Here is a 14,887-nt window from a genome sequence, read left to right on the forward strand (position 1 = left end):
ATTTCATGTTGTCAAGTAAATGGGTACGCTGGTGTCATGCCCAGTCGTCGCACAGACCCAGTGACCCTTGAGGTCGTCGAGCTCATCGGCGACGTCGTGGCCCGCTACCACATGGAGTACGAGGACGCCGCCGCGCGCCACCAGCTCACGGGAGCCCAGGCCCGGGTACTGGCGCTGCTGTCCATGGAGCCGCTGCCCATGCGCCGCATCGCGCAGACGCTGCGCTGCGAGCCGTCCAACGTGACCGGCATCATCGACCGGCTGGAGACCCGCGGCCTGGTCGAACGCCGTCCGGACCCGGCCGACCGCCGGGTGAAGCTGGCCGCGCCCACGCAGGAGGGCCTGCACACGGCGGAGCGACTGCGCGAGTCCCTGGACTTCGCCCGCGAGCCCTTGGCCGGGCTGTCGGCGGACGAGCGCACGGCGCTGCGGGACCTGCTCAGGAGGATGCTGGGCTGACCGCCCGGCGGCTCACCAGCAGATGAACCAGCAGTCGTCGTCCTCGGTGGGCGTCGGCTTGGGGGTCGGCTTCGCCGGCTTGGTCTTCGTGGGCGTGGGCTGCGGCGGATTCGACGTCGCGGAGGTGCTCGGCGCGGGCTGCGCGGGCCTCGAAGGCCGTACGGAGACCCCGCCCCCGGTACTGCTCTGCGAGGGCTCCGGTTTGGCCGAGGCGGAGGCCTGCGCCGCCGATCCGGACGGGGACGCGCTCGGCGACCCCGCGGGCCCGGCCGACTTCGCGGCGCCCGCGGTGGCCTTCGCCGTCCCGGCGCCCCCGCCCGCCTTGGCCGACGGCGCCGCACCGGTGGTCAGGGTCGGCGCCGGAACCGCCTGCTGCGGCTCCGTCTCGTCCTTCATGACGACCTTGGCGGCGCGGTCGACGCCATCGTCCTCGGTCACGATCCGGGCCACCGCGATCGAGCTGCCGGCCGCGAGCGCCAGCCCGAGGCCCACGGACAGCACGGTGCGCCGGGTCCGGCGGCGGCCGCCGGCCCGCCGACGGGCACCGGCCCTGCCCTCGTCCGGGCCGGACAGCACCACGAGCGAGTCGGCGAACACCTCCGACAACGCGGCGGGTGGGTCGGAGCCGGGCGGCACGGCAGGGGGCACTGCCCCCGTGGTCGGCGCGGCGGGTATCAGGTGGGCGGCCGGAGTTCCGCAGCCGGCGCACGCGAGTGCGCCGTTGAGGTGCCTCCGACAGGCGTGGCAGTAGTCCATGGCGCCCGCAGGCTACGCGGTCGACCGCGACTTCCGCATCGCGGGTTCGTAAGGATCCTGTGTGGAATCTTTGCCTCCATGACTGCGCACCCGCGTCCCGGCGCCCGCACGACCTTCGGCCCGACCGCGTTCCAGCTGGTCCTGCTGCGCCGGATGGCCGACTTCCAGCCCGACCTCGCCGAGCAGGCCCGGCTGCGCACGGGCGCCGGCCTCGCCGAGCAGCGCGAGGCCAACAAGCGCTGGCAGGCCATGGTCCGCTCGCCCCGCTCCCGCGGCGCCCTGGCCCGCTACCGCTCCGTGCTCGGGCCGGCGGAGTCCGTGGAGCGACGGACCATCGGCGACCTGGAGTGCGAGGCGCTGCTGTGGGCGCTCCCCCTCTGGCCGGAGCTGCGCTTCGAGGTGCTGGCCGCGCCGGACGGGGCGGTGTGGAACGAGTGGCTGGTCCGGGCCCCGGGCGTGCCGGGGCCCGTCCTGGAGACGGCCGCCGACCTGCGGCCCTGGTCGGCGACGGTGGACGAGGTCGCGCGGGCCTTCGCCCCGGCGCTACCCATGGAGGGCACCGCCCCGACCCGCCTGCGCCTCGCGTTCACGGCGTCGGGCCGCCCCCGCGTGGCGGAGTTCACGTACGGACTGCTCCAGCGGGTGGTCGACGTCGACGGCGGGGCGCCCGGGGCGGCCTGAGCGCGAGCGGGTCAGGAGGCGAGGAAGGCGCGGACTCCGGCCGAGGTGGCGTCATCGCCGAGCAGGTCGTTGTGGTCCAGGCAGCCGACCGGCGTGTTGGTCGCGCCGGTGAGCGGGACGCTGCTGTCGGGGTTGACGATCTCGTCGCACTCCGACCAGAAGGTCGCGTACCGCACCTCCCCCGGGGTCTCGTCCCCGGCGGCCAGGTTCTTCACGACGTAGGAGCCGGGGGTCATGTCCCGGCACGCCTGGTCCCACAGGGCGCAGGCCCAGGCGGTGGAGGTGCCGCGGTTGGGGCCGGCCAGCGAGATCCAGCGCCCGACGGTCGCGCCGCCGCCGCCGTACTTGACGTACCAGCGGCTGACGAGGGATCCGAAGGAGTGGCCGACGATGTCGACCCGGGCGGCGCCGGTCTGCCGGCGGACCTGGTCGACGTACGCGGCGAGGCGTCCGGAGAGGACCTCGTTGACGGACTGGTGGGTGTCGTAACCCCACGAGAACAGCTCCGAGTCGGTGTACCCGTCGGCCTTCAGGTCCTCCCGCAGGGATCCCCAGACGCCCGGGTCGGCGTTGTAACCGTGGACGAGGACCACCGGATTGCGGACGGCGGCGGGCGCGGCGCCGGCTTGGGCGCCGCCGGCGGCCGCGTGGGCCGGCAGGGGCGCGAGCAGGGCGGCGCATAGCGCCAGGAGCGCGAGGATCGTCTGGCGGGGCGTCAGCATCGGGTCCCCTTTACCTTGTTACGCGCCAGTAGCGCGGACGTGCGCGCATCCTGCGGCCTGTCGGTACAGAAATCCACCCCCGTGCAGCACCTCCGGACCCGTGCGACCCACCCCGCCCGGAGCATTCCAACGGGCGCGGCACCCCATTTACCCGAGAAGATATGAAATGCGACCGGCACCCGCCGGTCCCTTGCGTCAGTGCTCTCGGGAGGATCTGCCGTGACCGTCAGTCTTGAGCAGTTGCGCCGCTGCCACGTCGCCGTCGACCTGGGAGCCGCCAGGACCCGCGTGTACGTCAAGGGCGCCGGACTGGTCGTCGACGAGCCCAGCGTCGCCGCCGTCAACACGCGGACCGGCGCGCTGATCGCCGTCGGTACCTTCGCGGAACGGATGACGGGCCGTACGCCCGACTACATCCGGGTCGCGCGTCCGGTCTCCGGCGGCACCGTCGTCGACATCGAAATGGCCCAGCGGATGCTGCGTCACCTGCTCGGCGAGAAGCTGCGCCGCGCACTGCGCCGCAAGCCCCGACTGCGCGCCGCCGCGTGCACCCCGCACGATGCCGACCCGCTGGCCCAGCGGGCCACCGTCGAGACCCTCGTGGGGCTCGGCGCCCGGCGCGTCGAACTCGTCGACACCCTGATCGCGGCGGCCGTCGGCTGCGGCCTGCCCGTGGAGCAGCCGACCGCGACGATGATCATGGTGTGCGGGGCGGCGGCCACCCAGGTCGCGGTCCTGTCCCTCGGTTCGATCGTCACCGCCCAGCGGATCCCCGTCGGTGGCGAGGCCATCGACCACGCCGTGGTCCAGCACCTGCGCCACGCCCACGAGCTGATGCTCCCGAGCCAGGCCGTCCGCCCGCTCCAGCTGGCCCTGCACGGCAACGGCCTCACCGCCGGCGGCCCGACCTCCACCCTCATCCACGGCCGCGACGTGGCCACCGGACTCGCCCGTTCCGTGCACGTGGACACCGCGGCCGTCCGCGACGCCATCCACACCCCGCTGACCGCCGTGCTCGACGGCATCGGCAAGGTGCTCCGCGACTGCCCGCCCGACCTGGTCGCCGACCTGACGGACCGGGGGATCATGATGGTGGGCGGCAGCGCCCTGCTGCCCGGCCTGGACCAGATGCTGCGGGACCAGACCGGAATGCCCGTGGCCATCGCGGAACGGCCCGACGTGTGCGCCGTGCTCGGGCTCGGCGCGATGCTGGAAGGAAAGATCGCCCCCATGGTTCTCAACCCGTTGGCCGGATGACGCGGGAATCGGCCCCCGCCACGACGGCCGGTCTCCCGGTCCTGCTGGAAGCGGTGCTCAGCGTCGGCTCTGAACTGGAACTGCACGCCACCCTCCAGCACATCGTGGAATCCGCCGCCGAGCTGTGCACGGCGCGGTACGGCGCGCTCGGGGTCATCGACCCCGAGCGCGCCCGGCTGACCAGGCTGTTCACCGTCGGCCTGACGGAGGCCGAACGGGCCGCGATCCCCCGGCTGCCCGACGGCCGCTCCGGCCTGCTCGGAGCCCTGATCACCGACCCGCGACCGCTGCTCCTGGACGACCTGACGCGGGACCCCCGCTCGGCCGGTTTCCCGCCGGGCCATCCCCCGATGCGCGCGTTCCTCGGCGTACCGATCCGGGTGCACACCGAGGTCTTCGGGAACCTGTACCTCACGGAGAAGCGCGGCGGGGGCCCCTTCACCGAAGAGGACCTCGCGCTGCTGCGGGTGCTGGCCTCGCAGGCGGGGATAGCGATCGGCAACGCGCGGCTGTACGAGACCGTGCGCCGGCGGGAGCGCTGGATCGAGGGCGCCGCCGCGGTGACCACCACCCTGCTGGCGGGCAGGCCGGCCGCCGACGCCCTGATGTGCGTGGCCGAGCGGGCCCGGCTGCTGGCGGACGCGGCGGCCGGGGTCGTGCTCCAGCCGACCCCGGAGGGCGGCATGGAGATCGTCGCCGCCTCCACGCACGGGGACCCCGGGGACCTGGTCGGCACGGCGATCGCGCCGGGGTCGGCGGTGCTGGAGCAACTGCTGGGCGGGGAACCGGTGTTCATCGAGGACTCGGCGACGGATCCGCGGATGACCACCCATGTGCGGGAGCGCTTCGGCCCGAGCATGATGCTACCGCTGCAGAGCGGCGGGCAGCTGATCGGCACGTTGGCCCTGCCCCGGGAGCGGGGCGGGCCGCCGTACGACGCCGTGGACCGGCTGCTGGCCTCGCAGTTCGCCTCGCAGGCCGCGCTGGCGCTCGTCCTCGCGGACGCGCAGCACGACCGTGAGCAGCTCGCCGTGTACGAGGACCGCGACCGGATCGCGCGGGACCTGCACGACCTGGTGGTCCAGCGGCTGTTCGCGACGGAGATGATGCTGGAGAGCACTCGGCGACGATCCTCGAACGCGCCTTCCGGGGACACGGTCGGGGAGGAACTGGGCCGGGCCGTCGACGAGCTGGACTCCACGATCCAGGAGGTCCGGACGGCCATCTTCGCCCTTCAGCAGCCGCCGACCGACGCGCCGACGACGTTTCGGGGGCGGGTGCTGCGGGAGACCGGTGGGGCGGCGGTGTTGCTCGGCTTCCAGCCGTCGGTGCACTTCGCGGGAGCGGTGGACGCGTTGCTGCCGGACGCGGTGGCGGGTGACCTGCTCGCCGCCCTGCGCGGGGCGCTGGCCGCGGCGCACCGGCGCAGCGGGGTCACCGCGATCGAAGTCTCCATCGACGCGACCCCGACCCGCGTCCACCTCAGCGTCTCGGACGACGGCCGCACCACCACGGGCCCCCGGGGCACGACGCTGCGCTGGGAGTCACCGCTGTAGGGGGGGGCGGGGTCGGCGGTGGTCGAGGGGCGGGGGCGGACGGCGGCGGCCTAGGGTGTGGGGGTGACGACCCGCCTCTCGGCCCGTGCCGCCATCGCCGCCCTCGTGGATCCCGACAGCTTCGCCGAACTCCCGGTCCCGCCAGGGGAGTCACCGGTCGACGGCCCTCTCGCCTGGGCCGGCTACGACGCCTCCCGGGCCCGGGCCACGGCCCGTACCGGCGAGCAGGAGTCCGTCGTGACCGGCACCGCCCGCATCGGGGGCCACCAAGCCGCCTTGATCTCCTTCGAGTTCGGATTCCTCGGCGGATCCCTCGGCCGCCGCACCGGAGACCGGCTCGAAGCCGCGTACACGCACGCTCGCGAGCACCGCCTGCCGCTGGTCTCGCTCATCGCCACCGGCGGGTCCCGCATGCAGGAGGGGATGCTCGCGCTGGCCCAGCTCCAGCGGGTGGCCGCGCAGTGCGTCCGGACCCGCGCGGCCGGCCTGCCGCAGCTCGCGGTGCTGCGCGATCCGACGACCGGTGGCGGCTGGGCCACCCTCGGCGCCGGCGCCGACGTGGTGCTCGCGCTCCCCGGCGCGCAGGTCGGCTTCGCCGGGTCCCGGGTGCGGCCCGCCGACGCCGATCCGGCCGCCTACACCGCCGAGGGCCAGTACGCCGCCGGGCACGTCGACGCCGTGGTGCCCCCCGCGGAGCTGCCCGCCGTACTGGCCGACTGGCTGCGCGTGCTGGCCGCGCCCCGGACGACCGACCCCGTGCCGCCCCCGGCCGCGTTGGCCGACGTGGCGCCGCCCGCCACCGGCTGGGACGCCGTCCTCCAGGCCCGGCATCCGGACCGGCCCCGCGCCGAGGCGTACCTGGAGGCGTACTTCGACCTGCGGCTGCCGCTCTCCGGGGACCGCGCCGGCGGCGTCGACCCGGGGATGCTGTGCGGGTTCGGGCTGCGGGGCGGGCGGGCCGTGGCGTACGCCGCCCAGTGCGGCACCGCCACCCGCCCGGCGGGCTACCGTACGGCCGCCCGCGTGGTGCGCCTCGCGGACCGGCTCGGCATCCCGGTGCTGACCCTGGTGGACACCCCGGGCGCGGCCAACGACGCCGCGGCCGAGCACGCGGGGGCCGGCGCGGCCATCGCCGACACCTTCGCGGCGCTCGCCGCGGCCACCGTCCCGGTGACGACCCTGCTGATCGGCGAGGGCGGTTCGGGCGGCGCGCTCGCGCTGGCCGCGCCCGGGAACACCTGGGCGACCCCGGACAGCTACTTCTCGGTGATCGCACCGGAGTTGGCGGCGGCCATCCTCAAGCGCCCGGCCGACCGGGCCCCGGAGACGGCGGAGCAGCTGCGCATCCGTCCCCAGGACCTGGTGGCGCTCGGTGTGGCCCGGGGCGTGGTCGGGCCGTAGGACCCGGGCCCGGGCTACCGGTGGCGCCGCGCCGGCAGGCGGACGTCCAGCGGGTGGAGCCGGGTGATCTGCTGCGGGAACTCGTTGTCGTCACTGGCGAGCAGCAGTCGGGTGCGGCCGCGGGCGTCGTCGTCGAGGACGACCATGCCCTCGACGTTGTCCGCCGATGTCGGCGCCGGCGCGGGCATCGGCGCGGGCGAGGACCGCCGAACTGTCACATGTCGAACAGAGATGCAACGGAAGGGGTGGCGACGGCATCGCGACGAACCCGCCAACTTCCCTTCACATAGGGCCGGAACGGGCGAATCCGGCCGGCCCGATCCCGACGTGCCGCCCGAAGTGCCGGGTCAGGTGCGCCTGGTCGTGGAACCCGGACGCCGTCGCCGCCTCCGCCGCCGGCGTCCCCGCCAACAGCAGCTCCCGCGCCCGGGCCACCCGCCGCCCGATCAGGTAGGCGTGCGGCGGCAGCCCGTAGGCCCGCCGGAAGGCCCGTACGAGGTGGGTGGGGTGTACGCCGCCCAGTACGGCCGCGGCCTGCGCGAGCGTGACGCCCTCGACCACCCGGGCGTCCAGCAGCTCCCGCAGTCGTACGGCGACCCCCGCGCCCGGGGCCTCGTACGGCGCGGTCCGCCGCCCCGCCAACCACCACCGCAGCCGCTCCCCCACGAAGGCCAGCCGCGTCTCGGCCTCCATCGGATCGGGCGCGGCCAGCGCCCGGTGCAGCCCGTCCAGGCGCGCGCCCAGGGCCGGATCACGCAGCAGCGGGGCGTCCACGGCCGCCCCGGTCAACCGTTCGGGCAGGACGGAGGTGTCGAGGTACAGCACCCGTTTGCGGAAGCCGGTCTCGGTGACGGTCCGGCCGTCGTGGGCAACGCCGGGCGGCAGCAGGATCACCGGATCCTGGACCCCCGCGCCGTGCCGCTCCCGGTCGAGGGCGAAGTCCACCCGGCCGCGGTCGAGGAGCATCAGGGTCCAGGTGTCGTGGACGTGCGCCGGGTAGGCGTGCGCGGTGAAGCGGGCGTGGAAGACCTCGGCGATGCCGGCGACCGGCGGCCGCCAGGCGGAGACGGAACTGCGCGGGGGTGCGGCGGCGGCCATGTCAGGAACGTACAAGACCGGCCCCGCCCACCGGGGCAGCCTGTCCACATGACGACACAGAAGGTCAACATCGCCGAGAAGTTCGCCGGTTTCACCGAGCGGTGGGCTCCGCGCCGCATCGCCCGCGTCAACGACTACGAGGTCAAGGCGGCCCGCCTCCACGGCGAGTTCGTGTGGCACAGCCACGAGGACACCGACGAGATGTTCCTCGTGGTGAGCGGCACCCTCACGATCCGGCTCCGGGACGACGAGGTCGTCCTGCGCCCGGGCGAGCTGTACGTGGTCCCGCGCGGGGTCGAGCACCTCCCGGTGGCGCAGGAGGAGGTGTCGATCCTGCTCTTCGAACCCACCGGCACCCGGAACACCGGCGACCGGGGCGGCGAACGCACCCGCGAGCCGGTGGACGCGTAGGCCGTCTCCCGCGGCCGAGGGCCGGCCCGGGGTTCAGGCCTGCGGCGAGCGGGCGTCGTAGCGGGCGAAGTCGCGCCACCGGGCGGCGAGCAGGGCCACCACGAGGACGCAGGCGAGTCCGCCGCCGGTGACGGCGACGGCCGGTGAGGTGAGTTCGGCGGTGGTTCCGGCGAGGAAGTCCCCGAGCCGGGGCCCGCCCGCCACGACCACGATGAAGACGCCTTGGAGCCGGCCGCGCATGCCGTCCGGGGTGGCGGCCTGGAGCATCGTGGTGCGGAACACCATGGACACGGTGTCGGCGCAGCCGGCCACGGCCAGGAAGAACAGGCCGGCCCACAGGTTCCGGGTCAGTCCGAAGACCGCCACGGCCAGCCCCCACGCCGCGACGGAGATCAGGATCGCCAGCCCGTGGCTGCGGATCCGCCCCTGCCAGCCGGAGAACAGCCCGCCGAGCAGCGCCCCCACCGCGGGGGCGGCCACCAGCAGACCCACCGTCCTGGCGTCACCGCCGTACCAGAGCACGGCGATGGCCGGGAACAGCGCTCGCGGCTGGGCCAGCACCATCGCGGCCAGGTCGGAGAAGAAGGTCATCCGGATGTTGGGCCGGGTGCCGAGGAAGCGCAGCCCGTCCATGACCGAGGCCCGCCCCTGCTTGCCATCGCCCTCGGGCAGCATCGACGGCAGCCGCCACATGGCGTACAGGGCGGCGCCGAAGGTCACGGCGTCGATCACGTACGCCGCCTGGTAGCCCCACCAGCCGACGATGACGCCGCCGAGCACGGGCCCGGCCATCATGCCGGTGGTCATGGTGACGGAGTTCAGCGCGTTGGCGGCCGGCAGCTGCTCCTTCGGCAGCAACCTCGGGATCATGGCCGACCGGGCCGGTCCGTTCAGCGCCCCGCAGACGGCCTGGAGGGCGACGACCGCGTAGAGCAGCCACACCCGGTGGTAGTCGAGCAGCGCCGCTCCGGCCAGGGCGAGGGACAGCCCGGTGAGCCCGAGGGAGCTGTGGAGGCCGAGCTTGCGCCGGTCGACGGTGTCGGCGATGGCGCCGCCGTAGAGGCCGAAGGCGACGAGCGGGACCAGGGAGAAGAGCCCGACCAACCCGACCGAGAAACTGGAACCGGTGATCTCGTACACCTGGAGGGAGATGGCGAGGGCGGTCATCGCCTGTCCCAGCCAGGAAATGGTGCTCCCGACCCACAGCCGCCGGTAGTCGGCGGAGGTGCGCAAGGGGGTCAGGTCGGCGAATATCCGTCGGCGGGGCTGTGGAGGAGAGGCGGTACCGGTCACAGCGGATGATAACCAGCGGCCGCGGAGGGCCCCGGGGCCGTCCGCCGTTGTTCACACATCAGCAACGCCCTCCCCACCCGGATCCGGTGTCCCAGGGTTGGCCGGGTCCTGCCGCTAACCCGCCACCATCACCGGACATTTGACCGAATCGTCGTACCTCCTCGCCTCCCGCTCGGCTCATGATGAAAAGACTCGTATGTCCAGGGAGGCGTAGTGATCGAACCTGGCAACAGCACCACGAGCACCAGTGACACCAGCCCCACGGGCCACGGCCTGCGCACCGCGAGCGGCCGCACCTCCCCCCTCACCATCGGGGTCGAGGAGGAGTTCCTCCTGGTCGACGCCCGCACCCTGCGGGTGGTCCCGGCCGCTCAGCACGTCCTCGCCACCGCCGCCGGGCTCCCCCACGAACTGCACGCCGAGGGGACCCGGTACCAGGTGGAGATCGCCACCCCCGTCGCCGATTCCGCGGTCACCCTGCGCGAGGAGCTGGCCGCCCTGCGGCGCACCCTCGCCGGGGCCGCCCGCGCGCACGGCTGCCTCCTGCTCGCCGCCCCCTCGCCGGTCGTGGCCCTGGAAGGGCCGTTGCACCTGACCGACGACGAGCCGCGCCAGCGCGAGCAGCACCGCCGCTTCGGCGCCCTGACCGACACCCTGGTCAGCTGCGGACGCCACGTCCACATCGGCACCCTCGACGTGGACACGGCCGTCGCGGTCTCGAACCGGGTCAGACCTTGGCTGCCCACGCTGATCGCGCTGGCGGCCAACTCCCCCTTCTGGGGCGGCCGCGACACCGGCCACTCCAGTTGGCGGGCCATGGCCTGGTCGGGCTGGCCCTCCGCCGGTCCGCCCCCGCACTTCACGTCCACCGCGCACTTCCGGCGCTCCGTCCAGACCCTGCTCGGCTCCGGGGCCGCGCTGGACACCAAGATGGTCTATTGGGACCTCCGCCCGTCCGGGAACTGGCCGACGCTGGAAATCCGGGCGCTTGACATGTCCCCGGACCTCGACACGGCCGTCCTCCAGGCCGAACTGGGCCGCGCCCTGGTGGCCACGGCCCTGCGCGACATCGCGGAGCGGGTACCGGAGCCGGCCCTGCGGGACGACGTCCTACGGCTCGCGCGCTGGCGGGCCGCTCACGACGGGCTGGAGGGCTTCGGCCTGGACCCGTACACCGGGGTCGAACTCCCGGCCGCCGACCTGGCGGAAGCCCTGCTCGACCTGGTCGCCCCGGCGCTGGCCGCCGCCGGTGACCTCGACCACGCCGCCAAGACCCTGGGCGGACTGCTGCGCGACGGCTCGGGCGCCGCCCGCCAGCGCGCCGCCTTCGCCCGCCGCCACGACCTCGACGACGTACTGCGCCACCTGGTGGAGGAGACCGAGAACTTCTAGCCCTCCCCCACCCGCACCCGCCCCGGCGCCGGTCGCAGCCGCCCCGAACGCCTGCGACCGCGCCGGACCGCACCCCGCGACCGGCCCCGGAACGCGCGAAAGGCGGCCCCGAAGGACCGCCTTATCGTTTCTGCAGAACTGCTCCACGGTGGGGCGGGTGGGACTCGAACCCAAAAGCGTGACGCCTCTCACCTGCGGAAACGCCACAGAGGCGGACATTCGCATCCTGCTGCGTCCTGCTCCGTCCTCCTCGATCCCCGTCAACCACGGTGCCGTGCGGTACGTACCGCACGGCTACGGGGCACCCCCGGTGCCTACAGCAGGAGACGGCCGACCCGGCACACCCGCTGCGAGACAGCCAACCCCACGGCTTACCCGTGGGGCATGCTGCCGACTCCGATACCGCCTCTCCCCCTGTTCGGCACAGTCACGCTCTGCTACGAGCGGAGTCGGCCGAGGTGTCGCGCTCGGGAGGGGGATATCAGGCCCCCATATAGTTCCGCGCTCTCGTGGATGGTCGTCCCGGGCCTTGCACGTCGTCGCCGTCCGCCGCGGCCCCTCGTGACCCGCACGACTCCTGGTGGCACTCTCCCGAAAGGCTTGGGCACGCTATCCCCCGACCACTCCATAGAGCGCGGCCGCCACCCTACGTAAAAGAATGGCCCAGTGGCGCGGCTGGTTCCCCGCCGAGACCTCGCCTGCTCCTAAGCGAGGCTCTCCGCCACCGCGCGGAAGCGCTTGCCCGCCTCGTCCAGGTGGTCGGCGATGGACAAAGCGATCTCTCCAGGGGAACCGAAATCGTCAAGGGTCGCGGCGAGATTGGCTTTCAGGTCCAGGCTGACATTCGGCCTCTCCAGAAGTTCATCCACCGGGTACTGGCGGAAGCGCGGGGACGGGATGCGCCCTCGATGGTCGCTCTCGCCGGGCCGGTAGGCGGCGAGGAAGTCCGCGAAGCCGTCCTCCGTGAGGGGCCTGCCGGTGTCCGTGTGGTGGTTGTCGGTCCTGGCGTCATACACCCATAGCTCGCGCGTGGCAGGCTCGCCGGTTGGTCGAGGAACGGACTTGGTGAAGAAGAGAATGTTCGACTTGGAATTGGTGCCGTGGAAGATGCCAGTGGGGAGCCGCAGCAGGGTGTGGACGTCGCAATTCTTGAGCAGGGCTTCGCGAACGGTGGCAGCGGCACCACTGCCGAAGAGGACACCGTCGGGGACAAAGACCGCAGCCCGTGCGCCCTGAGGCAGCGTGATGGCTAAGTGCTGGAGGAAGTTGGTCGGCAGGTCCGCTTTCTGCGCCCAGAAGTCGTCGCGCTGGTCGGTGTCGGGAACGATGTCGCCGCTCTTGAACGGGGGGTTGCAGATGGCCACGGTCGCAGCCACGTCCCGGTGGTACCGGCGGGTAGCGACGCCCTTGGCCTTGAGGGAGTCGGCACGCAAGACCGGCGGCATGTCCGAGAGGACGCGTCCGGTGTTGAGCAGGATGTTCATGGTGGCGAACCGGCACATCTGGGCGTCGATGTCGGCGGCCGCGATGGCCGTCGAGTCGACGTACGTGCCGGAGGCGGCCATCTCCCGGTGTGCGGCGATGAGCGTGCTGCCGAGGCCGCCGGCCGCGTCGATTACTCTGTCCTCGCCCGTGACGGCGAGCGCTTTCGCGACGACGGCGAGAAGCGGCGGCGGGGTGAGGATCTGCCCGGTCTGCCGCTTGGTGAGGAAGTCCTCGCGACACTCGGCGAGCATGGAGGAGAACGCCTCCCCGAGAGCGTCCTGCGGTACAGCGGTCCACTGGTACGGGGCGAACTCCTCGACGATGAGGCCTCTGAGCTCGGACATCCGGTCGATGTTCCAGGGCTGGGCGTCGCAGAAGAGGATGCTCGCAGTCGCCCTACGCGGGTCATCCGGGTTGGGCTTGCCGAGGTCACGCAACAGGCGGGTGAGGAAGGCGTGCAGGTCCTCGCCGTTGAGGTCGGTGAGTTTTGGCCAGGTACCGGCCGGGGCGATAGGCAGTTTGGCGAATCGTCCGGGCCGCAGGGTGTGCTCATGGTCGATCTTAAGGAAGAGCAGGTATGCGATGTGCTCGACGAACTCCAGGCGAGTCAGCGCCTTGGTGCTGGTCTTCTCCCGGTAGAACTTCCACAGGCGATCGGTTATGCGCTTGCTTGTCCAGTCGCCTTCCTGCGGCTCCCCCGCCGCTCCCTGGCTGATGCCCCGCCCCACCGTCATGCTTCGCCCTACCTTCCGTCGTGCCCCGAGCGGGCCTGAGCCTCATGGGCCCCATCGACCCGCTCGGGTGACGGCGGCTTACCGCTCCGGTGCTTCTTCGCCTTGGGTGGTGCTGTCGTCCACGGCCTGCGTACTCGGCTTGAGCGCACGGGCTACCGCGGTGAACTGGGCCAGAGCCGTCTCCAGTTCGTCCACGATCTCCTGGGCAATCACGTCGGGGGACGCGAAGACCGTACCGGAGGAGGACGCGGACTGAAGCACCGTCAAGTCCAGATTGACCTTGTCGCGAGCGATCAACTCATCGTAATCGAACGCACGGAACCGTTCACTGGGCTTTCGCGCCGAAAAGTCGGAACCACCGGAGTGGTAGGCCGCGACGAAGTCGTCAAGGTGCTCGCGGCGTAGCTGCCGCTGCTTGAGGGTGAAGCGCTGGTCGGTGCGGAAGTCGTAGACCCAAAGCTGGCGGGTTCCGGGCCGGCCTCCGGAGCGCTGGCCGGTCTTGTCGAAGAACAGGACGTTGGCCTTGACGCCATTGGCGTAGAAGATGCCGGTCGGAAGCCTGAGCAGTGTGTGCACGTCACACAGGTCGAGGAGGTTGCGGCGGATCGTGGTGCCCGCGCCTCCCTCGAAGAGGACGTTGTCGGGCAGGACGAGGGCACCGCGCCCGTTGGTCTTCAGCAGGTTGTAGATGTGCTGGACGAAGTTGAGCTGCTTGTTGGTCGTGGGCGCCCAGAAATCGGTACGGGCGGTGTATGCCTCACCGGTCACCGAGCCGACGCCGAAGGGCGGATTAGCAAGCACGATGTCGTAGTGCTTGTGGATCGGCTTGGCCAGCGAGTCCTGAATGGTGATCAGCGGCTTGGCCTCAGACGTACCGATGCCGTGCAGCAGCATGTTCATCAGAGCGAGGCGGGCGGTCTCGCGGACCAGTTCGTAACCGGTGATCGACCCGGTCTGGAGCTTGCGGCCCTCGTCGCCGTACAGCTCGTCCTCGTAACGGGTGGCGATGTGCGCGTGCGCGGCGATGAGGAAGCCGCCAGTGCCGCAGGCCGGGTCGGTAATCGTCTCGCCGATCTTCGGCTGGACGCAGTCGACCATGGCGTCGATGAGAGGACGCGGGGTGAAGTACTGGCCCGCCCCTGTCTTACGGTCCTCCGCGCCGCGCTGGAGGAGACCTTCGTAGGCGTCGCCCTTGAGGTCCTGGTTTTCGCTGGTCCAGGTGTGCGGGTCAATCAGATCCTTGATCAGACGTTCAAGGACCGCAGGCTCATGGATCTTGTTGCTCGCCTTGGTGAAAACCTCGCCGAGCATCGTGCCGCCGCGCTGGCCGAGGTCTTTGAGGATGAACTCGTAGTGGTCGAGCAGCGCTTCGGCGGACCGGGTGGTCAGACTCGTCCAGTCGCGGCCTTCGGGGACGAGCGGAGCCTCGGGGACGTTACGGCGGAACTTGGCAGGGCGCTTGGCACGCTCGTCGGCCATTTTCAAGAAGAGGAGGTACGTGAGCTGCTCGACATAGTCGAGCGTCGAAACGCCGGAGTGGCGCAACAACTCGCAGTACGACCAGAGACGGTTGACGAGGGTGGAGGTCGGAACCGGCTGGTCGGAGGACTGACTCGGGGCTGGCAACCTATCGGCGCTCATG

At 72.2% G+C, this 14,887-nt stretch carries 14 protein-coding genes; 7 read left to right on the plus strand and 7 right to left on the minus strand.

Going from position 1 to position 14,887, the window contains the following annotated elements; all coding sequences use genetic code 11:
- Positions 1-36 precede the first annotated feature (36 nt).
- On the plus strand, positions 37-459 hold the full coding sequence (locus tag AB0D46_RS17515; protein ID WP_362878261.1) for a MarR family transcriptional regulator: 423 nt from the start codon (positions 37-39) through the stop codon (positions 457-459).
- A gap of 12 nt (positions 460-471) precedes the next feature.
- Here AB0D46_RS17515 and AB0D46_RS17520 read toward each other — a convergent pair whose 3' ends face one another.
- Positions 472-1,107 carry a hypothetical protein gene (locus AB0D46_RS17520; RefSeq protein WP_362878263.1) on the minus strand — a complete coding sequence of 212 codons (636 nt, stop codon included), beginning with the start codon at positions 1,105-1,107 and terminating at the stop codon, positions 472-474.
- A 186-nt stretch (positions 1,108-1,293) separates the two neighbouring features.
- Between AB0D46_RS17520 and AB0D46_RS17525 the strand changes: the two genes are divergently transcribed.
- Positions 1,294-1,896 (plus strand): hypothetical protein, encoded by a 603-nt coding sequence (locus tag AB0D46_RS17525; protein ID WP_362878265.1) that lies wholly within the window; start codon positions 1,294-1,296, stop codon positions 1,894-1,896.
- 11 nt (positions 1,897-1,907) lie between these two features.
- Here AB0D46_RS17525 and AB0D46_RS17530 read toward each other — a convergent pair whose 3' ends face one another.
- A complete protein-coding gene (locus AB0D46_RS17530; RefSeq protein WP_362878267.1) occupies positions 1,908-2,618 on the minus strand; it encodes a triacylglycerol lipase in 711 nt (236 codons plus the stop codon).
- Between the two features lie 219 nt (positions 2,619-2,837).
- Between AB0D46_RS17530 and AB0D46_RS17535 the strand changes: the two genes are divergently transcribed.
- The 3 genes from AB0D46_RS17535 (at position 2,838) to AB0D46_RS17545 (ending at position 6,832) form a co-directional block, all read left to right on the plus strand.
- Complete coding sequence (locus AB0D46_RS17535) at positions 2,838-3,875, plus strand: rod shape-determining protein (RefSeq protein ID WP_362878268.1); 1,038 nt, start codon at positions 2,838-2,840, stop codon at positions 3,873-3,875.
- Entirely contained in the window at positions 3,872-5,431 is a 1,560-nt protein-coding gene (locus AB0D46_RS17540; protein ID WP_362878270.1) for a GAF domain-containing protein, read from the plus strand. Before AB0D46_RS17535 ends, AB0D46_RS17540 begins: the two co-directional genes overlap by 4 nt.
- A gap of 63 nt (positions 5,432-5,494) precedes the next feature.
- Positions 5,495-6,832, plus strand: coding sequence for a carboxyl transferase domain-containing protein (locus AB0D46_RS17545; protein WP_362878272.1), 1,338 nt, complete (start codon positions 5,495-5,497; stop codon positions 6,830-6,832).
- Positions 6,833-6,846: 14 nt separating this feature from the next.
- Here the strand turns inward: AB0D46_RS17545 and AB0D46_RS17550 are convergent, their stop codons facing one another.
- Both AB0D46_RS17550 and AB0D46_RS17555 read right to left on the minus strand, forming a co-directional pair.
- Positions 6,847-7,050, minus strand: coding sequence for a hypothetical protein (locus AB0D46_RS17550; protein WP_362878274.1), 204 nt, complete (start codon positions 7,048-7,050; stop codon positions 6,847-6,849).
- Between the two features lie 64 nt (positions 7,051-7,114).
- A complete protein-coding gene (locus AB0D46_RS17555) occupies positions 7,115-7,930 on the minus strand; it encodes an AraC family transcriptional regulator (RefSeq protein WP_362878276.1) in 816 nt (271 codons plus the stop codon).
- Positions 7,931-7,978: 48 nt separating this feature from the next.
- Here AB0D46_RS17555 and AB0D46_RS17560 point away from each other — a divergent pair, with 48 nt between their 5' ends.
- Positions 7,979-8,341: a cupin domain-containing protein gene (locus AB0D46_RS17560; RefSeq protein ID WP_362878278.1), complete on the plus strand. Its 363-nt coding sequence runs from the start codon at positions 7,979-7,981 to the stop codon at positions 8,339-8,341.
- A 33-nt stretch (positions 8,342-8,374) separates the two neighbouring features.
- Here the strand turns inward: AB0D46_RS17560 and AB0D46_RS17565 are convergent, their stop codons facing one another.
- The gene (locus tag AB0D46_RS17565; protein ID WP_362878280.1) at positions 8,375-9,634 is read right to left on the minus strand and encodes an MFS transporter; all 1,260 of its coding nucleotides are present in this window, start codon (positions 9,632-9,634) and stop codon (positions 8,375-8,377) included.
- 213 nt (positions 9,635-9,847) lie between these two features.
- Between AB0D46_RS17565 and AB0D46_RS17570 the strand changes: the two genes are divergently transcribed.
- A complete protein-coding gene (locus AB0D46_RS17570) occupies positions 9,848-11,026 on the plus strand; it encodes a glutamate--cysteine ligase (RefSeq protein ID WP_362878281.1) in 1,179 nt (392 codons plus the stop codon).
- A gap of 704 nt (positions 11,027-11,730) precedes the next feature.
- Here the strand turns inward: AB0D46_RS17570 and AB0D46_RS17575 are convergent.
- Positions 11,731-13,245 (minus strand): N-6 DNA methylase, encoded by a 1,515-nt coding sequence (locus AB0D46_RS17575; protein WP_362878283.1) that lies wholly within the window; start codon positions 13,243-13,245, stop codon positions 11,731-11,733.
- Positions 13,246-13,323: 78 nt separating this feature from the next.
- Positions 13,324-14,886 carry an N-6 DNA methylase gene (locus AB0D46_RS17580; RefSeq protein ID WP_362878376.1) on the minus strand — a complete coding sequence of 521 codons (1,563 nt, stop codon included), beginning with the start codon at positions 14,884-14,886 and terminating at the stop codon, positions 13,324-13,326.
- Between the last annotated feature and the right edge of the window lies 1 nt (position 14,887).

The organism is Streptomyces sp. NPDC048383, assembly GCF_040651775.1.
In the GTDB taxonomy this organism is placed as follows: domain Bacteria; phylum Actinomycetota; class Actinomycetes; order Streptomycetales; family Streptomycetaceae; genus Streptomyces.